26 protein-coding genes and 1 tRNA gene are annotated in these 20,910 nt (G+C 65.2%); 13 read left to right on the top strand and 14 right to left on the bottom strand.

The window, feature by feature from the left end:
• The first annotated feature begins 18 nt into the window (after positions 1-18).
• From recJ to HYH08_RS27815, 3 genes are all read left to right on the top strand, one after another.
• A complete protein-coding gene (recJ, locus tag HYH08_RS27825) occupies positions 19-1,860 on the top strand; it encodes a single-stranded-DNA-specific exonuclease RecJ (protein ID WP_220013015.1) in 1,842 nt (613 codons plus the stop codon).
• Positions 1,861-1,952: 92 nt separating this feature from the next.
• On the top strand, positions 1,953-2,762 hold the full coding sequence (locus tag HYH08_RS27820) for an SDR family NAD(P)-dependent oxidoreductase (protein WP_220013014.1): 810 nt from the start codon (positions 1,953-1,955) through the stop codon (positions 2,760-2,762).
• 96 nt (positions 2,763-2,858) lie between these two features.
• Positions 2,859-3,653 (top strand): aldolase, encoded by a 795-nt coding sequence (locus tag HYH08_RS27815; RefSeq protein ID WP_220013013.1) that lies wholly within the window; start codon positions 2,859-2,861, stop codon positions 3,651-3,653.
• Positions 3,654-3,658: 5 nt separating this feature from the next.
• On the opposite strand, the gene HYH08_RS27810 is transcribed toward HYH08_RS27815, so the two are convergent.
• Complete coding sequence (locus HYH08_RS27810; RefSeq protein ID WP_220013012.1) at positions 3,659-4,888, bottom strand: lytic murein transglycosylase; 1,230 nt, start codon at positions 4,886-4,888, stop codon at positions 3,659-3,661.
• A 126-nt stretch (positions 4,889-5,014) separates the two neighbouring features.
• Here HYH08_RS27810 and HYH08_RS27805 point away from each other — a divergent pair, with 126 nt between their 5' ends.
• Both HYH08_RS27805 and HYH08_RS27800 read left to right on the top strand, forming a co-directional pair.
• The gene (locus HYH08_RS27805; RefSeq protein WP_220013029.1) at positions 5,015-5,275 is read left to right on the top strand and encodes a hypothetical protein; all 261 of its coding nucleotides are present in this window, start codon (positions 5,015-5,017) and stop codon (positions 5,273-5,275) included.
• Between the two features lie 61 nt (positions 5,276-5,336).
• On the top strand, positions 5,337-5,588 hold the full coding sequence (locus HYH08_RS27800; RefSeq protein WP_220013011.1) for a hypothetical protein: 252 nt from the start codon (positions 5,337-5,339) through the stop codon (positions 5,586-5,588).
• Positions 5,589-5,680: 92 nt separating this feature from the next.
• Here the strand turns inward: HYH08_RS27800 and HYH08_RS27795 are convergent, their stop codons facing one another.
• Positions 5,681-6,214, bottom strand: a complete 534-nt coding sequence (locus tag HYH08_RS27795; RefSeq protein ID WP_220013010.1) for a MarR family winged helix-turn-helix transcriptional regulator — start codon at positions 6,212-6,214, stop codon at positions 5,681-5,683.
• 54 nt (positions 6,215-6,268) lie between these two features.
• Here HYH08_RS27795 and HYH08_RS27790 point away from each other — a divergent pair, with 54 nt between their 5' ends.
• Together HYH08_RS27790 and HYH08_RS27785 are read left to right on the top strand one after the other, a co-directional pair.
• Positions 6,269-6,748 (top strand): carboxymuconolactone decarboxylase family protein, encoded by a 480-nt coding sequence (locus HYH08_RS27790; RefSeq protein WP_220013009.1) that lies wholly within the window; start codon positions 6,269-6,271, stop codon positions 6,746-6,748.
• A gap of 21 nt (positions 6,749-6,769) precedes the next feature.
• On the top strand, positions 6,770-7,273 hold the full coding sequence (locus tag HYH08_RS27785) for a cupin domain-containing protein (protein ID WP_220013008.1): 504 nt from the start codon (positions 6,770-6,772) through the stop codon (positions 7,271-7,273).
• A gap of 95 nt (positions 7,274-7,368) precedes the next feature.
• Here HYH08_RS27785 and HYH08_RS27780 read toward each other — a convergent pair whose 3' ends face one another.
• From HYH08_RS27780 to efp, 3 genes are all read right to left on the bottom strand, one after another.
• Positions 7,369-8,277, bottom strand: coding sequence for an amino acid ABC transporter substrate-binding protein (locus HYH08_RS27780; protein ID WP_220013007.1), 909 nt, complete (start codon positions 8,275-8,277; stop codon positions 7,369-7,371).
• Positions 8,278-8,436: 159 nt separating this feature from the next.
• Positions 8,437-10,038, bottom strand: a complete 1,602-nt coding sequence (locus HYH08_RS27775) for a DUF4397 domain-containing protein (RefSeq protein ID WP_220013006.1) — start codon at positions 10,036-10,038, stop codon at positions 8,437-8,439.
• A gap of 40 nt (positions 10,039-10,078) precedes the next feature.
• A complete protein-coding gene (efp, locus tag HYH08_RS27770; RefSeq protein ID WP_092301496.1) occupies positions 10,079-10,645 on the bottom strand; it encodes an elongation factor P in 567 nt (188 codons plus the stop codon).
• 162 nt (positions 10,646-10,807) lie between these two features.
• Here efp and epmA point away from each other — a divergent pair, with 162 nt between their 5' ends.
• From epmA to HYH08_RS27755, 3 genes are read left to right on the top strand one after another with little or no spacing between them, the layout of a single operon-like run.
• Positions 10,808-11,872, top strand: a complete 1,065-nt coding sequence (epmA, locus tag HYH08_RS27765) for an EF-P lysine aminoacylase EpmA (protein WP_220013005.1) — start codon at positions 10,808-10,810, stop codon at positions 11,870-11,872.
• Positions 11,869-12,963 (top strand): lysine-2,3-aminomutase-like protein, encoded by a 1,095-nt coding sequence (locus HYH08_RS27760; RefSeq protein WP_220013004.1) that lies wholly within the window; start codon positions 11,869-11,871, stop codon positions 12,961-12,963. The genes epmA and HYH08_RS27760 overlap by 4 nt, the downstream gene beginning before the upstream one ends.
• Positions 12,964-13,005: 42 nt before the next feature.
• Entirely contained in the window at positions 13,006-13,257 is a 252-nt protein-coding gene (locus tag HYH08_RS27755) for a hypothetical protein (protein WP_220013003.1), read from the top strand.
• 112 nt (positions 13,258-13,369) lie between these two features.
• Here the strand turns inward: HYH08_RS27755 and HYH08_RS27750 are convergent, their stop codons facing one another.
• The 8 genes from HYH08_RS27750 to HYH08_RS27715 all read right to left on the bottom strand — a co-directional run bounded on the left by HYH08_RS27750 (position 13,370) and on the right by HYH08_RS27715 (position 19,103).
• Positions 13,370-14,455, bottom strand: a complete 1,086-nt coding sequence (locus tag HYH08_RS27750; protein WP_220013002.1) for a 3-deoxy-7-phosphoheptulonate synthase — start codon at positions 14,453-14,455, stop codon at positions 13,370-13,372.
• Positions 14,456-14,690: 235 nt separating this feature from the next.
• Complete coding sequence (locus HYH08_RS27745; RefSeq protein ID WP_220013001.1) at positions 14,691-15,269, bottom strand: HdeD family acid-resistance protein; 579 nt, start codon at positions 15,267-15,269, stop codon at positions 14,691-14,693.
• Positions 15,270-15,336: 67 nt separating this feature from the next.
• Positions 15,337-16,377 carry a PrsW family glutamic-type intramembrane protease gene (locus HYH08_RS27740; protein WP_220013000.1) on the bottom strand — a complete coding sequence of 347 codons (1,041 nt, stop codon included), beginning with the start codon at positions 16,375-16,377 and terminating at the stop codon, positions 15,337-15,339.
• A gap of 320 nt (positions 16,378-16,697) precedes the next feature.
• Positions 16,698-16,862, bottom strand: a complete 165-nt coding sequence (locus HYH08_RS27735; protein WP_220013030.1) for a hypothetical protein — start codon at positions 16,860-16,862, stop codon at positions 16,698-16,700.
• A gap of 129 nt (positions 16,863-16,991) precedes the next feature.
• Complete coding sequence (locus tag HYH08_RS27730; protein ID WP_220012999.1) at positions 16,992-17,234, bottom strand: hypothetical protein; 243 nt, start codon at positions 17,232-17,234, stop codon at positions 16,992-16,994.
• A 115-nt stretch (positions 17,235-17,349) separates the two neighbouring features.
• Positions 17,350-17,976: a PilZ domain-containing protein gene (locus HYH08_RS27725; RefSeq protein WP_220012998.1), complete on the bottom strand. Its 627-nt coding sequence runs from the start codon at positions 17,974-17,976 to the stop codon at positions 17,350-17,352.
• 165 nt (positions 17,977-18,141) lie between these two features.
• On the bottom strand, positions 18,142-18,606 hold the full coding sequence (locus HYH08_RS27720; protein WP_228748094.1) for a hypothetical protein: 465 nt from the start codon (positions 18,604-18,606) through the stop codon (positions 18,142-18,144).
• Between the two features lie 242 nt (positions 18,607-18,848).
• Positions 18,849-19,103: a PilZ domain-containing protein gene (locus HYH08_RS27715; protein WP_220012996.1), complete on the bottom strand. Its 255-nt coding sequence runs from the start codon at positions 19,101-19,103 to the stop codon at positions 18,849-18,851.
• A 224-nt stretch (positions 19,104-19,327) separates the two neighbouring features.
• Between HYH08_RS27715 and HYH08_RS27710 the strand changes: the two genes are divergently transcribed.
• The 3 genes from HYH08_RS27710 (at position 19,328) to HYH08_RS27700 (ending at position 19,847) form a co-directional block, all read left to right on the top strand.
• Positions 19,328-19,402 (top strand) — tRNA-Glu (locus HYH08_RS27710).
• A gap of 24 nt (positions 19,403-19,426) precedes the next feature.
• Positions 19,427-19,672, top strand: a complete 246-nt coding sequence (locus HYH08_RS27705; protein WP_220012995.1) for a hypothetical protein — start codon at positions 19,427-19,429, stop codon at positions 19,670-19,672.
• 7 nt (positions 19,673-19,679) lie between these two features.
• A complete protein-coding gene (locus HYH08_RS27700; RefSeq protein WP_220012994.1) occupies positions 19,680-19,847 on the top strand; it encodes a hypothetical protein in 168 nt (55 codons plus the stop codon).
• 129 nt (positions 19,848-19,976) lie between these two features.
• On the opposite strand, the gene HYH08_RS27695 is transcribed toward HYH08_RS27700, so the two are convergent.
• Positions 19,977-20,615 carry a glutathione S-transferase family protein gene (locus tag HYH08_RS27695; RefSeq protein ID WP_220012993.1) on the bottom strand — a complete coding sequence of 213 codons (639 nt, stop codon included), beginning with the start codon at positions 20,613-20,615 and terminating at the stop codon, positions 19,977-19,979.
• Positions 20,616-20,910 lie beyond the last annotated feature (295 nt).

The raw sequence follows: 20,910 nt of genomic DNA, 5'->3' as shown, positions 1-20,910 counted from the left end.
GTACGGACTGAATGCAACATGGCTCCTCCCGCATCCGCACTCCCCATCGAAGCGCCCCAGGCGTTCCTGGGCGTGGCGCGCTCGCTCACCGACAAGCTCTGGCGCGACCGGCTGGACGCGCGCGGGGCGGCCAAGGCGTTGGCCATCGTGCAGCAGCACCAATTGCCGGAGCTGCTGGCGCGGGTGCTGGCGGGCCGCGGGGTCGATAGTGATGCGGTCGCCGACTTCCTCGATCCGACCATCCGCAAGCTCATGCCAGACCCGTTCACGGTGACGGAGATGGAGGCGGCCGCCAAGCGGATCGCCGACGCGGCGGCGAAAGGCGAGAAGGTCGCGATCTTCGGCGACTACGACGTCGATGGTGCGACCTCGGCGGCACTGCTGGCCTGGCACCTGCGCCATTGCGGGCTCGATCCGCTGATCCACATTCCCGACCGCATTTTTGAGGGCTACGGCCCCAATGTCGAGGCGGTGCGCGCCCTGGCGGCCAAGGGTGCCACGCTGCTCGTCACCGTCGATTGCGGCACCACCAGCATCGAGCCGCTGGCGGAAGCCAAGCGCCTCGGCATGTCAGTGGTCGTGATCGATCACCACCAGGCCGGCACCGAGTTGCCGGAGGTCGACGCGCTGGTCAATCCCAACCGGCTCGATGATCTCTCGGGCCTCGGCCATCTCGCCGCCGTTGGCCTCGTGCTGGTGACGCTGGTGGCGGTCAACCGCGAGCTGCGCCAGCGCGGATTCTGGAACAGCGAAATGCCCGAGCCCGATCTGCTCGGCATGCTGCATCACGTCGCGCTCGGCACGGTGGCGGACGTCGCGCCGCTGGTCGGCCTCAACCGCGCCTTCGTCGCAAAAGGGTTGATTGCGATGCGGCGGCGCGACCATGTCGGCCATACCGCGCTGATGGACGTGGCGCGCCTCAACGGCCCGCCGGAGGCCTGGCATCTCGGCTTCATGCTGGGCCCGCGCATCAATGCCGGCGGCCGCATCGGCCGGGCGGATCTCGGCGTGCGGCTGCTGCTGGAGGGCGACAGTGTCGAGGCGGCGCGGATCGCCGCCGAGCTCGACCGTCTCAACAGCGAACGTCGCGTCATCGAGCAGGCCGCGGAAGCACAGGCCGAAGCCGAGGCGCTCGCCTCGATCGGGCTCGAGGACAAGCTGGGCGTCATCGTCACTGCGTCGGAAGGCTGGCACCCAGGCGTCGTCGGCCTCGTCGCGTCTCGCCTGAAGGAAAAATTTTCGCGGCCCGCCTTTGCGATTGCGCTCGAGCCCGGCGGGATCGGCACCGGCTCCGGCCGCTCGATTGCCGGCGTCGATCTCGGCAAGGTGGTGCGGCAGGCAGTTGCCGACGGGATATTGCTCAAGGGCGGCGGCCACGCGATGGCCGCCGGCGTGACGCTGCGGAAGGAAAAACTCGCCGAATTCCGCGCCTATCTCGAAAGTGCTTTAGGACAGGACGTCGCCGAGGCGCGCCACGTCAACGAGCTCTACATCGACGGCGCGGTCTCCGCCCGCGCGGTGACGACGGAGCTTGCAGCCACGCTCAATCGTGCGGGTCCGTTCGGCAGCGGCAATCCGGAGCCGGTGCTGGCACTGCCGGCGCATCAGCTCGTGTATGCCGATGAGGTCGGCCAGGCCCATCTGAGATTGCGCTTCAAGTCGGGCGACGGCGCGATAGTCAATGGCATCGCATTCCGCTCGGTGGGACAGAAACTCGGCAATGCGTTGGCGGCCAACCGCGGCCAGCAATTGCATGTTGCAGGATCCTTGTCGGTCGATCGCTACCAGGGTGCCGAGCGGGTGCAATTCCGCGTCATCGACGTTGCGCTCCCGGACCAGGGGCCGTCCGTGATCAGATAACGCAAGATCCGACGCGGTCAAACGCGGTACGCGTTTGCGCGGAGGTCATGCGACACGAACAGACCACTCAAACAACAAAAAAGGGAGTGAACATGGCAGGGCAGGTTGAGGGCAAGGTCGCGCTGGTCACGGGCGGTGCGTCGGGCATTGGCGAGGCCATCGTCGAGCTGTTCGCGCGCGAGGGCGCCACCGTCGTCATCACCGACATCGACGATCTGCGTGGCACCGAGCTCGAAAAGCGCATCACGAAAGCCGGCGGCAAGGCGATCTTCCTGGCGCAGGACGTCACCAGCGAAGAACGCTGGATCGAGATCGTCGCCGAGGTCGCACGGCGCTATGGCCGGCTCGATATCATGGTCTCCAATGCCGGCATCGGCATTGCCGTGCCCTCGATCGTCGACATGACGCTCGGTGACTGGCGCAAGCAGAATGCGATCAATCTCGACGGCGTATTTCTCTCGGTCAAGCATTGCCTGCCCTTGATGCGCAAGAACGGCGGCGGCTCGATCGTGATGATGTCCTCGCTCGCGGGCCTGCGCGGCTCGCCGGGCCTGTCGGCCTATTCCCTGACCAAGGGCGGCGTGCGGCTGTTCGCCAAGTCGATCGCGATGGAGTGCGCCGCGGCGGGGGATGGTATCCGGGTCAACTCCGTGCATCCCGGCATCATCGATACCCCGATCTGGGGCAAGATCCCGACTGGCGCGACCGGCAATCAGGGTAATGCCCCGATCGATCCCGAGGAGCGCGCCCGGCTCGTCGTGCCGCTCGCCCGCGCCGGCCAGGCCGCGGAGATCGCCTCCGGCGTGCTGTATCTGGCCTCCGATGCCTCGCGTTACGTCACCGGCAGCGAGCTCGTGATCGACGGCGGCATGAACGCGGGCGGCGTACCGCGGCGAGCCTAGCCGGCGCAGGGCAGGGTGGCGGTCGCAGGGGCTGACGCGCAGGCGCAGCCCCTGTACAAGGCGGGCAGCTCCCGACCGAAAAAGGTGTCCTTCGCCATGGCGCATAGCCTTCACTCCTCTTCCTCGCCCGCGCCATTCCGCTCGAACCGGCCCGATCTCGCTACCGATGCCATCCGCACGGCGCGCGAGGATCTCGCCGCCTGCTTCCGCATGGCCGCGCGCAACGGTTTCGAAGAGGGTATCTGCAATCACTTCTCGGCTGTCGTGCCAGGCCATGACGACCTCTTCCTGGTCAATCCCTACGGCTACGCCTTCCGCGAGCTGACCGCGTCAAAGCTGCTGATCTGCGACTTCCACGGCAATGTGCTCGACGGCGAAGGCGTGCCCGAGGCGACTGCCTTCTACATTCACGCCGAGATGCACCGGCTGCTGCCGCGCGCGAAAGTCGCGTTCCACACCCACATGCCCTATGCCACCGCGCTGTCGATGACCGAGGGCGATCCGCTGATCTGGGCCGGCCAGACCGCGCTGAAGTTTTATGGCCGCACGGCGGTGGACCGCGACTATAACGGCCTTGCGCTCGACAACCGCGAGGGCGCGCGCATCGCATCCGCAGTGGGCGATGCCGACATCGTTTTCATGAAGCATCACGGCGTGATGGTGCTGGCGCCGACCATCGCGGAAGCCTGGGACGATCTCTATTATCTCGAGCGCGCCGCCGAGGTGCAGGTGCTGGCGATGTCGACGGGCCGCAAGGTGCTGCCGGTCGATCCCGCAATCGCCGCCGAGACCTACAGGCAGATGCGCGACGGCGATTCCGAATCTGCGCGGCTGCATCTTGCGGCAGTCCGGCGCCAGCTCGATGCGGAAGAGCCGCAGTACCGGCACTGAGGCCTCTACGATCCCTGCCGCAGCTTCGCCAATACCTTCAGTCCGCCATAGCCGTCCGCCGGCGTGATCCCGGCGCGCTGCTGGAAGTCCTTGATCGCCTTCATGGTGTCGTTGCCGACGCGGCCGTCGGTGCCGCCGGTGTCGAAACCGGCCTTGGTCAGCCGCGTCTGCATTTCCTGCACCTCGGCGAGCGTCAGCGCGCGCTCGGAGCCGGGGAAGGGCTGGATGAAGGGCGGCGCGCCCAAGCAGCGGTCGCCGAGATGGCAGATCGCCAGCGCATAGTTCATCGAAGGGTTGTAGCTCTTCACCGAATAGAAATTCGGCCCCAGCAGGAAGGTCGGTCCTCCCGCAACCGGCGTCCACATTTGCGCGGAAGCGTTCGGCTGCGGAAATGGCTGGCCGTCGGCGCGGGTGACACCGGCGGACGCCCACGCCGCATAGGTGCGGCTGCCGCTCATCTCACTTGGCGCGCGCACCTCATAGCCCCAGTGTTCGCCGCGATGCCACTTGCCGCGGTTGACGAGATATTTTGCGGTCGAGCCCAGCGCGTCATCGGGCTTGCCGAACGGTGACACTTTTCCGTCCCCGTCATAGTCGATGCCGACATTGAGCCAGACCTCCGGCATCCATTGCGAATGCCCCATTGCGCCGGCCCATGAGCCGCGCATCTCCTCCGGCGTGCTCCAGCCCTTGTCGACGATGCGCAGCGCGTTGAGCAGCTCGGCCTCCCAATAGGCCTTTCGGCGCGGCTCGTTCCAGGCGAGCGCGGCGAGCGAGGGAAACACCGGCGTCATGTGGTTCTGCTGCACCAGCGGATCGCCATAGGCGGATTCGACGCCCCACAGCGCCAGCAGCGTGCCGCGCTCGACGCCGAAATCGCGCTCGATCCGCGCCAGCAGCGCCTCGTTGTTCTTCAGCGCGATCTTGCCGTTGATGATGCGCCAGTCGGAGACGCGGCGGTTGATGTATTGCCAGACCTGCTCGTGAAATTCGGGCTGGTTGCGCAACTGCTTGAACACGCTCATGTCGGGCTCGACCCGCGCCATCGCGCGCTGCCACGTCGCGGCCGAAATGCCCTTGGCCATTGCGCGTGCGCGAAAGCTCTCGCGCCATTCGTCGAACCCAGCTGGGGCCGCGAGGACTTGCGCTGGCGATGCGATCAGGGCTGCCGCGCCAAGCGCGAATTTCAGCACGGTGCGGCGGGTGTAAGGGAACGAGGAATCAGCATGTCTCATGAGGCCATTCTAGCGGGAAACCCGGTCTCTGTGAGCCGGTTCCGGCAACGTTCGGAACTGTCTGTTCCCTCCGGAACAAACTGTCGCAGTCCCGCATTCCTTCCGCACGACAATAAGGAGGAGAAGATGAGGAAATATCTGTTTGCTGCCGCCATGGTCACCGCCATCTCGGCCCCTGCATTTGCCGACGAAGTTGGCGTTCACGTCGGCCCGGTCGGCGCGGGCGTGACGGTTGGTCAGTCCCCCGAATATCGCGAGCGCGACCGCGATCGTGATCGCACGACTGTCATCAAGGAGCGCGAGCCTGCTGACCGCACCACGGTGATCAAGAAGGAAGATGAATTCGGCAATCGCAGCAAGACCGTGATTCATCACGACAACGACTGACAAAGCAGGGCCCCGGCCGCAGTGCCGGTGCCCGCTGTTGTTCATCAGAATTCGGGGTGGAATGAAGATACGCGCGCATGCGGAAAGCCATGTCGTCGAACTCGACGACGGATCGCAATGGCAGATCTTTGCCGGTGACCTCGCGACCACGCTGAGCTGGAAGACTGAAACCGATTTGCACCTGGAGCCGAGCGGCGACCGGGTGAGTTCGCATGTGCTGGTGAATGGCACCGACCAGAGCCGCGTCCGGGTGATCGCCGCAGGGCAGAGCTGGCCTGACGGCGAGGTTACGAAAGCATTAAAAGGCCGATAAGGCAGCCCTGCGGCTGGCAGGATATTCCCGCTTTCAATCTACCCATTTTACAGCGACTTCTCGGATGCCGGCGAGTGTGACGGCGGCTGCGACTAGGCTCGGTCGTCCTGCAACTCGGTTGCAAGGTTGGCAAGCCAGCGGCGAATGCTCGCCTCCGCCTTGGCATCGAGCCCATTGGCAAGGCGCTTCTCCAGCGCGATCACACGGTCCCGGCATGCCTTCAGCAGCGTCGATCCCCGCGGCGTCAGCGTCCATTGCTGGATGCGGCCATGGACGGGATGGGGCGTCATCAGAATCGCGCCGTCGCGCTCGAGATTGCGAATGATCACGCCGACCGTCTGCGGAGTCAGGAAGGTGAGGCGGGCGACGTCGGCGCCTGAGAGGCCCGGATAGGCGTTGAGCATCGTCAGCACGGCGAATTGCGGCGAGGTCACGCCGAGATCGGCCAGCGTCCGTTCCATGGTCAGGCGGACCGCGGCATGGGCCTGGCGCAGGAGATAGCCAAGATAGCCGTGCTCGCCGCGCTTGCCTTCGCCGGCCGCGGGCACGCGGATGGACTCGTCGGCGGGAACGGGCGCCTTGCGCGCAGTTTTCGATCTTGTGATGGCGGCGGGCTTGCGTGACATATAAGAGCTCTTATACAGTATAAGTACTCTTATAATAACATGAGGTGAACGGCAATGTCACACGCCCGCAGCGAATACGAGGACTTCAAGAGGATCGCGCCCGACGCGTATGACCTGGTGCTGGCGCTGGGCCAGGTGGCGGCCAAGGCGGGCCTGGACAAGCAGCTGCTCGAGCTCGTCAAGCTGCGGGCCTCGCAGATCAATGGCTGCGCCTTCTGCGTCCAGCACCACGTCCTGCTCTCGGAACGTCTCGGTGTGCCGACCGACAAGCTGCATCTGGTCGCGGTCTGGCGCGAGGCGCCGATCTTTTCCGCGCGGGAGCGGGCCGCGCTGGCCTGGGCCGAGGCGCTGACCTTGCTGCCCGACGGCTTTGGCGACGAGGTCTATGCCGAGGTGCAGCACGAATTCTCCGAGACCGAGTTGATGTACCTGACGTCCGCGGTGGCCTCGATCAACGTCTGGAACCGGTTTGGCGCCGCCTTTCGCTGGACGCCGGCGAAGCGGCCGGTGGCCGCGAATGCCGCCACATCCTGATCGCAACAAGGGGAGGTTGTCATGACAGCAATCAGCTTGGGCAGCGCACGGCACCCGCTGCCGCCGCGCGCAATGGCGCTCGCCATGGTCGGCGGGCTCGCCTGCGCAGTCGCGATCGGCAAGGCGTTGCCGGTGACAATGGACAGCATATCAGGCGCACTGGGGCCGCTCTGCGCCACGGCTGCCGAGAGTTCGCCGCTCGACAAGGTCGAGCCGATCGGCTCCTACGCGCTGCCGAACGTGCCGGGCAAGCGCGTCACCATCGTGCGCGTGTTCTATGGTCCCGGCGGCTTTTCGCGGCCGCATCGGCACGCGGGCTCGGTGACGGCCTACATCACCAAGGGCGAGATCCGCTCCCAGCTTGGCGGCGGCCCGGTCGAGACATTCGGCGTCGGCCAGTCCTTCTTCGAGCCGCCGGGGGCGACGCATCTGGTGTCGGCCAATGCCAGCGCCACCGAGCCGGCGGAATTGATCGCGGTGTTCGTGGCGGACGAGGGCGCACAGCTGACGACGTATCTGGATTGATCAGTAAGCCCGGGTGCGGGAAGCCACACCCGGGAACGTCCCGTTACGAGTCCCAGATGTCGCTTTGCTCATCCGGGCTACGCCTCAAATCGCGATCATCCGCCGTACGACGCCGGATCGGGATTGTCCGACGGATGTTCGAACGATTTCTTCATCGACACCGGCATCGGCACGTGGAAGTTCAGGCCGCGCGGCGGTACCGGCTCCATGAACCATTTGTTGTAGATCTTCTCGATCTCCGGACTCTTGTAGAGCTTTTCCGTGGCGCGATCGACCACGGCCTTGAACGGCACGTCGTCCTTGCGCAGCATGATGCCGTAGGGCTCGGGATCGGAGAACGCGCCGGTGCTGATGGCGTAGAGCGAGGGATCCTTCGCGGACGCGATCATGGCGGCAAGCTGGATGTCGTCCATGACGAAGGCGGCTGCGCGGTCGGTCTCGACCATCAGGAACGCCTCGGGCGTGTCCTTGGCGTTCATCACGGTGATGCCGAGCGATCGGGCGGCGTTGACCTTGTTAAGCTGGACCAGATTGGTCGAGCCCGAGACGGAGACGACCGCCTTGCCCTTGAGGTCATCGATCTGATCGAGCTTCTGGGCCTTCTTCGACACGAAACGGCTGGCCGTGAGGAAATGCGTGTTGGTGAACCAGACCTGCTTCTGGCGTTCGGCATTGTTGGTGGTCGAGCCGCATTCGAGATCGACGGTGCCGTTCGCCATCAACGGGATGCGGTTGGACGAGGTCACGACGGTCTCGTTGATATCGAGCTTGGGCAGCTTGAGCTCCGCCTTGATCTCGTCGACGATCTTCTTGCAGATGTCGATGGCGTAGCCCACGGTCTTCTGGTGATCGTCGATGTAGCTGAAAGGCGGCGCAGCGTCGCGCACCCCGAGCGTGATCGCGCCTGTGTCCTTGATCTTCTTCAGCGTGCCGGTCAATTCCTGCGCATGAACCGGTACGGCGAATGCGGCGGCCAGGACGACCGCCGTAGTGAGACAACGCATATGCTTCCCTTCCTTCAGTGAACCCAAAGGGAAGCAAAGCAATTCTAGGGCCAGAGACGGCCGATCGGCTCGGGGCGGGGGCGGATGCCGATCCGCTCAGGCCTCACGTCTCACAACGCCCGTCATCGGATTGTCATCGAGGCGCGCGCGCGAGCAGCCTTAATTCTCCTCGCTGCTCGATCCCTCGCGCAGGTCCGGCTTGATCACATCCTCGGGCAGCGCATGGGCCACAGGCTGGGCGGCACCGGCGATTTCCGGCCCGACCTCGCGGCCGCGAGCGCGGATCAGCCGTTCATAGGCCGAGACCAATGTGGCGTACGGGCTGACCCAGATCCAGCCGTCGCGGGTGAACACCTGGACGTCGAAATGCAGGTGCATCGAGGTCCCGGCGGGATGGTCGAGATAGTTCGAGACCAGGCCGATCTTCTCGCCTTCGCTGACGAGGCGGCCATTGACGAGGCCATCGGCGTTCATCGCTTGCGGGTTCATGTGCATGTAGCGGAAGCGGATGTGCTCGGTCCGGCTGTTGATCTCGAGCGTAGCGGCCTGGTCCTTGGCGGCGCGGATCACGACGGCGTCGCGCACCGCGACGACCGCACGCTGCTTGGGATCGCAGGGCTCCCGGCCTTCGCCTGATGACGGGCAGTCGGCAGCGCGGATATCCTCGCCCTGATGACCGTAACCGCCGGCGCATTGCCAGACTTCGAAGCTGCGGGACTCGCAAAAATTGTCGCGCCAGGGATAGGCGGTCGGGCCGTCGTTCTTGTCGCGCTTGCCATAGGATTGCGAGCGCACGAAAGCGGGCGCCTTCTCCAGCGGAAAGCGGATTTGCGCATAGGCCATCACATCGGGATGGCCACTCTTGTTGCGGTAGCCGGTGTTCGGGATGATGTCTCCGCTCGGCCGGTAGCTGAAATCGGCCGAGCGCGCCGCGGGACGGTCGATGATTTCGGAGGCGATGTCCGTCACCGGCCGCATGCGCTGGCCGCCGGCGATGTGCAGCGCCTTCAAGAAGCGCTCGGCAACCGGATAGGCCTCCTTGCAGGCCAGCCGCCGCGGCTTTGCGACGCTGTCCAGGCACTGGACGGAGACGACATAGGCGACGCCGAAACGGGTGAAGGCGTAGCGGACATAGCCTTCGCGGATGAATTTTCGCAGGTCCGGATAAAGTGTGGCGAGCGGCTTGACCGGCTCGCCCTTGCCGCCGGCCGGATCTGCGACGTCATAGATCAGCGCAGAGCCGGTGATCTGCACCTCGACCGGCCTTGCATAGACGCGACTCGGCATGCCGTCGCCGGCGCCAGGCTCGAACGAGAACGTTGCGCTGTAGCCGGCGGGGCCGGCATCGAACATGTCGACGGGATTGAAATCGGCTTGATAGCGCGCCAGCGACAGGCTCGCCGGCGCGCCGCTGCGCTGGGCCTCGAGATAGGCGCCGGCGTCGAACGGCAGCAGCACCGGCACGGAGCTGCGGGCAATACCGCTGAAGAATTGCGAGGAGACCGCGTTGAGCTGCACCAGCGCCGGCGTTGCGCGCGGATCGTAGCGGGGCACCGAGCGGCGCGGTGCGAAGATGAAGTCGGCCGCAATTTGCGGGCGGCTGTTGATCTCGCTGCGGAGCTGGTCGAGCGCTGCGCGCCAATCGACGCGCAGGGCCGTGAGCGAAGGGCTGCGGATCTCGTCTGCAGCGAGCGGCGTGGCAGTGAGGAGCGATAGCGACGCCAGAAGCAGCGAGACGAAGCGGAAACCTTTCCCAACCACTGTCTCGCCCCCCCGGCGGCACCCGTTCTGATCCCTCGCTTTAGTCCTTGGCGCGCTCGGAGTACGAGCCGTCTTCGGTCATCACCACGATCCGGGTGCCGACCGAGATGTGCGGCGGCACGGTGGTGCGCACGCCGTTGGAGAGCACCGCGGGTTTGTAGGAGGACGATGCGGTCTGGCCCTTCGTCACCGGCTCGGTCTCGACCACTTCCAGCGTCACGCGCTGCGGCAGAGCGAGCGAGACCACGTTGACGTCGTGCAACGACAGCTTGACGGTCATGTCCGGCTGGAGATAGGCGGCGGCGTCGCCGACGACGTCCTTGGAGACCTGGACCTGGTCGTAGGTCTCAGGGTTCATGAAGTGGAAGCCGTCGCCATCTTCATAGAGGAACGTGTAATTGCGCTCTTCGATGGTGGCCTTTTCGACCTGGTCGGTGGTCTTGTAGCGCTCGGAGATCTTTACCCCGTCCGAGATTCGGCGCATTTCGATCTGGCTGACCGGGGTGCCCTTGCCGGGATGGATGTTCTCGGCGCTGACGACGACATAAAGCTTGCCGTCTTGCTCGATCACGTTGCCCTTGCGAATAGAACTGGCGATGACTCTCAAAGCTGTATTTCCTGCTTGCTTGGCCCGGCTCAGGCCAGGACGTGGTCAAATTGATGGGGGACTTGGGGCCTCAAATCAGACCTCGGCGCCCGTTTCGGGCCGCAACATACGCATTTTGCCGTTGAATGCCAGCATTTTGCTGGTCTGTGGGGCCGTCGGTTAATGGCTGGGGACAAGCCGATCTCGCCGTTCTGGTCGCCCTCGCGGCACCTCGACCGGCGGCCGTTCCTTCAGGCCAGGGGCGCGATATCAGGAGCTTTACGGGGCTTTTTCGCAGAACAAGGCTTTGTGGAGGTCGAAACCTCGGTCCTTCAGGTCTCCCCGGGCAACGAGACCCATCTGCACGCCCCCCGGACCGAGATCATGCGCCCCGATGGCGGCCGGGCCATCCGATACTTGCGGACCTCCCCGGAATTCGCCTGCAAGAAGCTGCTGGCGGCAGGCGAGGAGCGAATCTTCGAGTTCGCCCGTGTGTTCCGCGACCGCGAGCGGGGCGACCTGCACCTGCCGGAATTCACCATGCTGGAATGGTATCGGGCGGGGGCCCCCTACGACGCCATCATGGCCGACACCGTCGTGATTATCGCCCGCGCGGCGCAGGCGACCGGGATCGGGACCTTTTCGTTCAGGGGCCGGACGGCCGATCCCTTCGCCGAGCCGGAGTTGCTGACGGTCGCGGGCGCCTTCGAGCGTTTCGCAGGGATAGACCTGCTGTCGACAATCGTGGGGAACGAGGGTAACCGTGCGGCGCTCGCCCAGGCGGCTACGGGCAAGGTTCGCGTGGCCGAGGACGACACCTGGTCGGATATCTTCAGCAAGGTCCTGGTCGAGCATGTCGAGCCGCATCTGGGGCAGGGACGTTTGACCATCCTGTTCGAATACCCATCTCCCGAGGCGGCGCTGGCGCGGGTGAAGGCTGATGATCCCAGGGTCGCGGAGCGGTTCGAGGTCTATGCCTGCGGCGTCGAGCTCGCCAACGGCTTCGGCGAGCTGACCGACGCCGAGGAGCAGCGCAAGCGCTTCACGGAATCGATGGTGGAGAAGCAACGCCGCTACGGCGAGGCCTATCCGCTGGACGAGGACTTTCTGACCGCGGTCGCCGCCATGCCGGAGGCGAGCGGTGTCGCGCTCGGCTTCGACCGGCTGGTGATGCTGGCGAGCGGGGCTGCGCGAATTGATCAGGTGGTGTGGACGCCGCCTGCAGAAGAAACGTTAAGCGAGAGATGACGAAGACCAATCTTGCACGCACCTTGCGTGAGCCGGCCGACCTCGTCGCCGCGGATCTCGTTCCGGCCGCGGCGCTGCCTGCGCTTGAGCGCGTCGCCGCGCGCTATGCAGTCGCGATCACGCCGGCGCTGGTCGAGCTTATCGACAGCTCCGATCCCGACGATCCCATCGCGCGGCAATTCGTCCCGACGGAATCCGAGCTCGAGATGCAGCCGGGCGAGAACGCCGATCCGATCGGCGATCACCCGCATTCGCCTGTCACCGGCATTGTGCACCGCTATCCCGATCGCGTGCTGTTCAAGCTCGTTCACGTCTGCGCGGTCTATTGCCGCTTCTGCTTCCGCCGCGAGATGGTCGGGCCCGGCAAGGAGAACGCGCTCTCGGAGGACGCTTATCGCGCGGCGATCGACTACATCCGCGCGCATCGCGAGATCTGGGAGGTGATCCTGACCGGCGGCGATCCCTTGATGCTGTCGCCGCGCCGGATGAGCGAGATCATGGCCGACCTTGCCGGCATCGATCACGTCAAGATCATCCGCCTTCACACCCGTGTGCCGGTGGCCGATCCCGCGCGCGTCAGCGGCGAGATGGTCGCGGCGCTGAAGGCCGAAGGCGCGACCACCTGGGTCGCCGTGCATGCCAACCATGCGCGCGAGCTGACCGGTCTGGCGCGTGCCGCTTGCGCGCGGCTGGTTGATGCCGGAATTCCCCTGGTGAGCCAGTCCGTGCTTTTGCGCGGCGTCAATGACAACATCGCGGCTTTGTCGGATTTGATGCGAGCTTTCGTCGAATGCCGGATCAAGCCGTACTATCTGCATCACGGCGATCTTGCGCCGGGCACCGTGCATTTGCGAACGACGCTGGCGCAGGGCCAGGATTTAATGCGGCAGTTGCGCGGACGGGTGTCAGGGTTATGCCAGCCGGATTATGTCATCGATATTCCCGGCGGCGCCGGCAAGTCGCCGGTGGGACCGAATTATGTGTTGGCGATGCAAAATACCGCAGCGGACGCGCGTGAAGCGGACACCGAAACGCGCTATCGTATCGTCGACTATTGCGGCGACGTTCACCTCTATCCACCCGAGACGTGAGAGTGATGGGGCAGTCGCCGGTTTGAGAATGGAGGAGCGAAAATGAAGAGGATCATGCTGGCGGCATCGCTCGTGGTCTTGCTTGGCGGCGCGGCGGTCGCGCAGACCGGCACCAAGGGACCGACATCCGGCGGCGCGTCCTCCGGATCGATACCGCAGGCCCCCATCGGTCATCGCCAGCCGCGCGCCGGCGACGTGCCGAATGAGAAGAATCTGAGCGACCCGAACAATCCCGTGAACAAGGAAGACGCGGCGCTCGACAAGAAGATCAAGAGCATCTGTCGCGGCTGCTGATCAGAGTATGATCCGGAAAAGTGCGAAGCGGTTTCCCGGAAAGATCATGCTTGAGTCGTAACTGCAGCGCGGGCAGGGCGCGAACAGCGTCGCCCCGCCCGCCTTTGCCTGATCAGGCCGAGCGCTCGTGCAGTCCAGCGCGCGCGGTATTGCGCCGGATCTCCACCGCATCGGCGAGCTGTTCGAGCACGGTTGCCGTGGTCGCCCAGTCGATGCAGCCGTCGGTGATGCTCTGGCCGTAGACAAGCGGCTTGCCCGGAACGACGTCCTGGCGGCCGGCGACGAGATTGCTCTCGATCATCACGCCCATGATGCGGTTCTCGCCGCCGGAGATCTGGCCGGCGATGTCGGCCATGACGAGCGGCTGGTTCTCCGGCTTCTTGCTCGAATTGGCATGGCTCGCATCCACCATCACCAGCGGAGCAACGCCTGATTTTGCCAGCTCGTTGCAGGCCGCCGCAACGCTTGCCGCGTCGTAATTCGGCTTGGCTCCGCCGCGCAGGATGATGTGGCAGTCCTCGTTGCCCGCGGTCGAGGCGATCGCGGAGCGGCCGAGTTTTGTGACAGCCATGAAATGATGTGGATGCGAGGCCGACTTCACTGCGTCCGCAGCGATCCGGACATTGCCGTCGGTGCCATTCTTGAAGCCGACCGGGCAGGACAGTCCCGAGGCCAGCTCGCGATGGATCTGACTCTCGGTCGTGCGCGCGCCGATCGCCGCCCAGGACACGAGGTCTGCAATATATTGCGGCGTCGTCATGTCCAGGAATTCGGTACCGGCGGGCAGGCCGAGATTGTTCACGGCTGAAAGCACATTGCGCGCCAGCCGCAGGCCCTTGTTGATGTCGAAACTGCCGTCGAGATCGGGGTCGTTGATCAGGCCTTTCCAGCCGACCGTGGTGCGCGGCTTCTCGAAATAGACCCGCATCACGATCTCGAGCTGGTCGGCGAGGTCCTCGCGCAGCTTGACCAGGCGCTCGGCATAGTCGAGGGCTGCCTTGGGATCGTGCACCGAGCAGGGGCCGACCACGACCAGCAGGCGCTCGTCCTGACCGGCGAGGATGGCGTGGATGGCGTTGCGGGCGGCCATTACCACGCGCGTTGCGGTGAGCGTGCGCGGGACTTCCCGCATCACCTCATCCGGCGTGCTCAGCTCTTTCAGTTCGCGGATACGAAGATCGTCAGTCGTGCTCAGCACGGCGGGGCTCCTGTTTGTTTCAGAACCTGCCGGCCAATAAAAAAGCCGCCAGGTCTGGCGGCTGTTCGGACGTTTGCTTCAATGGTCTAGATTGAGCGCGATCCTCCTGCCGCCAGCAAGCTGTCGTAGCTAAAGTACCAATAAAAGCTGGTGGCGACGGTGATCATGGCTGCTCATATAGCGTGCCGCTGGCGCCTTGTCACCCCCGAAACGGCGCCGGGCGCGACGAGGCCTCTCAGGTGTTGCTATTGCGTGCCGCCAGCGCCATGCCGATCAGGGTGGCGCCCCCGAACAGCAGGTTGATGCCGACCAGCACGCCGATCGCCCATTCAGCCGAGCTCGGCAGTCCCGTGATCACCATGAAAGCGATCGCGATGTCGACGAGGCCCGAGACCAGCAGCCAGGACCAGCGGCCGCTGAGCTCGCGGCGGTGCTCCAGTGAGTACATGATGGTGGCGACGCCTTCGGCGAGGAAATAGGCGCCGAGCACGATGGTTAAAGTCAGCACGGCCTGCATCGGCCGGGCCAGCAGCAGCAGGCCGGCGAGCACAGCGAGCGCCGCGGAGATCAGCGACCACCAGAAGCCCGGCGTGGCACGCGCCCAATAGGTCACGATCAGCCCGCCGATGCCGCTGATCAGGAACATCCAGCCGAGGAAGATCGCAGTCGCAAGGCTCGCAAGCGGCGGCACGATCAGCGCGGCAATACCGAGCACGGCAAGCAAAATGCCTTCGAACAAGAAGGCCTTCCAATGCGCCTTCACCGTCTGGCTCATCGCGGATTGCAGCTGTGTGAAATCGTCGGGTGATGACATGGCGACCTCTACGTCGTAGCAGACGTATCCAATCTAGTATGCGTGGAGGGCGCTGGCCACCCGCCGCTCAACCGCCGCCGTGCGCTGACGAAAAACCTTCGCCGCTGGTGCGAACGCGGTTGCGGCCGAGAATGTAGATCGCGATCGTGACGATCAGAAGTGCAAGGCCCAGCAGGATCGAGACAAATCCGATCGGGATCAGCGCCAGCGTCAGATTGCGCTCGGGGTTGATCAGCCAGTGATGGATCGAGGTCAGCACGAAGGCGAGGCCGAGAAAGCCGACGCCGCCGCCGGCGAGCAGCAGCGCCCACATCCGCCGGAGCTGGCTCAGCCGCTCCCGCGCGACATCGGTGCGCGGCGCATGGTGGCGTGCGACGCGCCGGACCAGGCGGATGGCGAAGGCGATCGAACTGAAGCCGATCAAAAGGCTCGCGGCACCCAGCCACATCCGCAGCGTCGGATCGAGGTCCGGCATCCTTTGCAAGGCGAGCAGCGGGAAGTCGAACGCCGAATGCAGCGCCAGGGGCCCGGCGAAGATCAGGAGGCGGCTGGAGAGGCGGGCCCAGTCGCGATTGTGACGGTTCGCGCCCAGCGCCGTGCCAGCCCGGGCGATGGTGAGATAGGCACCCGCGATGATGCCGAGCGCGCCGTGGAACGGCACGGTCAGCACGCTGCGCAAGGCCGCGAGCGACCGCCACATCTCGGCGTGCTGGACGAGGTAGGCGAGGTTCTCATAGGCGGCAAAGCCGAGGCCGACCGCGGCGCCATAGACCACCGTGTCCATCGGATTGGCAAAGGTCCGGCGCTTGGTCGAAGAGATCGCCACGATGGCGATGACCTTCACGGCTTCCTCGGGCAGGGCGACGCCGAAGACCGAATGCATCGCCAGTTCGGCCCAGGGATTGTCGGGCGCGGCGACCATCTTGGCGAAGGGAGCGCGGGCGAGGCCGAGCAGGGAGATGCTGGCCGCGCCTAACAGGAAGGCGGTCCAGACCTGGGCCGGCGGCCCCGGGCGCTCCTCGGCGGCAATGACGAGCCACAGCATCAGCAGCGCCGGGGCGATGGCTGCGGTTCCGATGACGGTGGGTAACGCTTCGATCAGGTACATCGGCGTCGAAAATAGGTTCCCTTGCCCGGCTTATCTACGTTGACCGATGCGACCATGTGTCATGTGCCGGCTGTCTCGTCGCTTAACAACCGCGACAGCTGGCGTTCATCGGGACCGCGACGTGTAGAACACGAGCACAATCAATTGCATGACGGAACCGCTTCGTCGTCGATCGCAACAGCTGTGCGCCGTTCGCCAGGCCGCGATTGGCAAGTTAGATCAAGGCCATGTGCAGGTTCCTTCGATTCACGATGCACGTGTCCCGAGGGCAAGTCCAGAGGCAGCCTTTGCTACAATCTGGGGACTGGAGCCGGTGCTGCCTAGTCACGCTTGGTTGTGCGACTGCGGCGCATGGCGACCCGCCGGGCGCGGGCCTGCTCCAGCTCCCAGAAAGCACGGATCAGGCATGAGCCGAGACAGGCGGCGATCAGCACCAGCAGAAGGGCTTGGTTCAGGGGGGCGAGATGAATCATGGCGATGATCAAGCAACGCCCATGCCATGCGCTCTGCGGCGGCCCTGCGGTTTGCGCAGCTGCTCCTTACGCGAAATGGCCGTTGTGGCCGCCGGAATCGGGATGCCGAAGAGGGCTCTGCAGCCAGCCGCGTCACGACCCTCAATGGGTCGTGAACGGGGGCCGCGGCTCGGGCGCAACGTCGAACGCACCGAGATGGTATTCCTCGCCGGTCGCCTGATCGGGCAGCTTGTGCCCGGCGAGCAGGGTGAACGCTGCTTGCGGATACTGCTTCCAGATCTCCAGATCGCCGGCGGTGATGGTGAGCCAGCCGAACGTATACATGTAGCGCCCGGGCTCGGTGACCCGGCCAACTTTGTCCCAGGTGATCTTATTGACTGCCATTCGGTCCCCCGATCGCAAGTCCGCACATGAGGTCTGGCACCAGGCCCAGACCTGCAAAAGCTGATCCCGCAATGGGGCCGCGATAGGGCAAGGTCGCGGAGGGCAGCCGGCTGGGTCAGGCCGATTGCAGCAGCGGCGTGCGGACGATCAGCCGGACGAGATCGTCCCGCTGCTGCTTCTCGGCGAATTTGACCGCAAAGCCGTTGTCGAATTTGCGGATGACGCGCCCGACGCAGGCGCCGACTGCAAGCGCGGCTCCAACCGGCGGATCGTATTCGCAGGAGATCGCGACGCCGGCCGTGGAGACGTCGATGATGAAGCAGGGATGAGTGCTGCCATCGGCCAGCGTCAGGAAGGTGTGCGAGACCTGGGGCACGAAGCGCGCATCGCGCCGTAGCTCCTTGATGCTGTCGTCTTTCTGCTTCTTCTCCAGCCAAGTCAGTTTTTCCGACATCCAGGCGCGGCGCGCGCGCGTCATGTCGAGTTCCATCAGGAAACCCGCCTTCAGCGTCGCGCTGATGGTGCACTGGAATTCGCCGAAGTCCTGGAAATAGGAAGTGACGCGCTCGCCGATCTTGCCGACGACGGGCACGTCCACGATCATGCGGAACGGGGAGACACGCTTGGTCCGGCAGGCGAAGGTGCGCAGCTTGCCTTCACAATCATACCAGCGCGGCAGCGAGTAGCTGCCGTTCACGGTGACGTCCACTGCGCGCTGCCTGAGGAACTCGGAGACGGACATGGGGACCAATCGTGTTTCGGAGTGTTTCCGTAGATTCACGGTAGCAATCAAATTCTAAGCAAAAGATACCGGCGCTCGTGAGCAGGGGTAAATTTCCGGTAAATGCGCCGATCGGAGCGGGCGGCATAGCGTCGCGTTCAGATCGCCCATGATCTCACGATCACGTCATCCGAGCAGCACCAGGAGTGCGAGGATGCCGATGGCGATGGCGAATTTGATCGCCGCCCATCTCACGCCGACCGGCCTGGTGTGAAATCCGAACCACGGCAATGCGTGCCGCATGGCCAGCTTCGCAAACGCCTCGACGACGGCGAGCGCAAGGGCGATGCCGGCGATGAAGGACCACGATGTGTCCGGCGGCACCCACGCCGCAAGCCAGCTGGGCGCCGGCGCTCGCAAGGACGCGAGCAACGCGAACCATCCGAACAGCGCTGCGAAGGCCTTGATGATGTCGGGGCCGACCGTATCGGGCTCGAACCGGATGCCGATCCCTGCGAGCGCAAGCTCGATGCGCTCGCCGTCGTCAAGGAAGAGAAAGGTGCCGAGATAGAGCGGGATGCGCGACTGGAAGAGCAGGGCGATGACGCCGAACAGGACCACATAGCCGAAGGCATCGCCAAGGATGCTCATGCCGCTTGCACGCGACGGCGCTGTCGCAGTCGTAGCTTGCGGCTGCGGAAGCGATCTGGCGCGCGCCATGTGCTCTAACATCCTGGCGCGCCAGCCCGGCGCGTTATGCACCTGACGGTGGATCCAGGGCGGTGGCGCGGCCGACGGGCCGTCGGGAATTGATTTGCGCTGCTCCATGGCCTGTTGGTCGCCAGCGGGGGCAGCAAAGGTTCATGCCGCGTGAGCGGAGGCGACGTCCAGGATCAGATGAACCTGACGCCGGCCGACTTGCCACGGCGCCAGATCACCTGGCAGCTCCGCCCGGTGCGGGCATCGCGCGCAAAGGCCATCCGGATCACGCCCGGGAGCTGGGTCGCATCCTCGTCCAGCGTGATCCTGGCGCCGGTGTCCGAGATGTCCTGGACCAGGCAATGCCGCGCCGCGAATCCGCCGGCAAGCGTGATCCAGGCATGCTGCGACAGCAGCTTGCGGGCTGCGCGCTTCTTGGGCGGTGGCATCGGCTTTCAGTTCTCCCGCTTAAGCGCTACCTCCGGGAACCCTAAGAAACCGTTGAAATCGCCCCCGAATGATCCTGGGGGCGGCGCTATCCACCGGTTCCAAAAGACCTTCCGAACGGCTTGCCGGGAAGCGCAAAGGCCACTATACGTTCGCCCGCTGCAAGCCGCCGGGCACTGCTCGCGCGGCGCGGCCGTGCCGCCCAAAGCGGTGAGGCCATGCATTTGCTCCCTTCGTCTATCGGTTAGGACGCCACCCTTTCACGGTGGAGAGAGCGGTTCGATTCCGCTAGGGAGCGCCATCCGTCCGGGTTAGAACCCGCCCCATGCGCGCACCGCTCCTCGTCCTCGTCTCGCTCCTGGCGACCTCCGCTGCCGCCGCCGAGACCCTGCGCCTGCCGGCCGCCGAGCCGCCGCAGGCTGGCAAAACGCTGCCCCTGAAGGACGCCGGCAGCACCGCCAGGGCGGGCTCCTGCGCCTCCTATGGCCGGGGCTTCTATCGGGTGGAGGCGACCGGCAGCTGCGTCAAGATCGGCGGCTCGGTCAGCGTCGAGACCACGGTCAGGCGGTAGGGCCGATATGCCGCCGGACCTGATGCGGCCCGAGATCATCGTTCCCTTCGTGATGTACTGCGCGCTGCTGTGGTGGGTCGGCCGCGGCCTCAGCCGGACGGCGAAGCTTGCCACCGCGGCCGTGACGCTGGTGCTGATCGTCTGCGTGCTGCTGGTGGAGCGTGGCTGGCGTTAGGCCCCGCACAAAGTTGCGAAAACAACCCCATACACAGTAGCCGTCAAGTGCGGCGGCGCGGCCCCGCGCGCCTGCGCGGACATGCCGATTCAGCGTGGCCTCGGAGGAGCTTGATCCGCGCCACCCGCCTCACGACATCGGCGGTGCGACGAATTGCGCAAAGCCATCCCGTTTGGCGAGCTCGGCGAGCCAGCGCGTCAAATGCGGCTGGGCCGGGCGGGTGATGCCTTCGACGCCGAGCCAGCGCCGCGCATAGGCGCCGATCGCGATATCGGCGATGGTGAAGGCATCGCCGTCGATGAAGCGGCGCGTGGCCAGCAGGCGGTCGGCGATGTCCCAGACCTCGGCGGCCGCGTCCGCATCCTGCTGCACCTTGATCATGTCGCGCTCGGCGGGCGCCGTGCGCACGATGCCCCAGAACACCGGGCGGTCGACCGGCTGCACCGTCGACAGCGTCCAGTCGAGCCAGCGGTCGACGCTGGCGCGCAGTTTCGGCGCCTCCGGATAGATCGGCGTGCCGCGCCCATGCGCCAGGCACAGATAGCGCATGATGGAGTTGGACTCCCACAGCACGAAATCGCCCTCGACCAGCGTCGGGATCCGCGCATTGGGGTTCATCGCGAGATATTCGGCCTCGCGGGTCTTGCCGAACGCCATGCCGGCGTCGATGCGCTCGTAGGGAAGGCCGAGCTCGGTCAGGCACCACAGCACCTTCTGGACGTTGACCGAATTGGCACGGCCCCAGATCGTGAGCTTGGTATCCGCCATGTCGTCCTCCCCGCGGCGTTTTTGGTGTCGTCGTTCCGTAGCCCGGATGGAGCGAAGCGCAATCCGAGGCGGTCGTCGTTTGTGGCACGATTCCCGGATTACGCTTCGCTCCATCCGGGCTACGAAGTCACGGCAGGCGGTTGATAGCGGAATTCACTTCGGCGAGCGACGCACGATTATGCCGAACCCCTCATGCAAAAAGCTCCGCCATGGGCGGAGCTTTTCTTTTTGGTACGTGACTGCCTGGCGTCAATGGCCGAAGAACAGCCACAGCAGAATGATCACCGGGATCGGC

It is taken from the genome of Bradyrhizobium sp. BR 10289 (assembly GCF_019455385.1).
GTDB lineage: Bacteria > Pseudomonadota > Alphaproteobacteria > Rhizobiales > Xanthobacteraceae > Bradyrhizobium.
The sequence above is the reverse complement of the archived record's forward strand: the minus strand, read 5'-3'. Positions and strand labels throughout refer to the sequence as shown.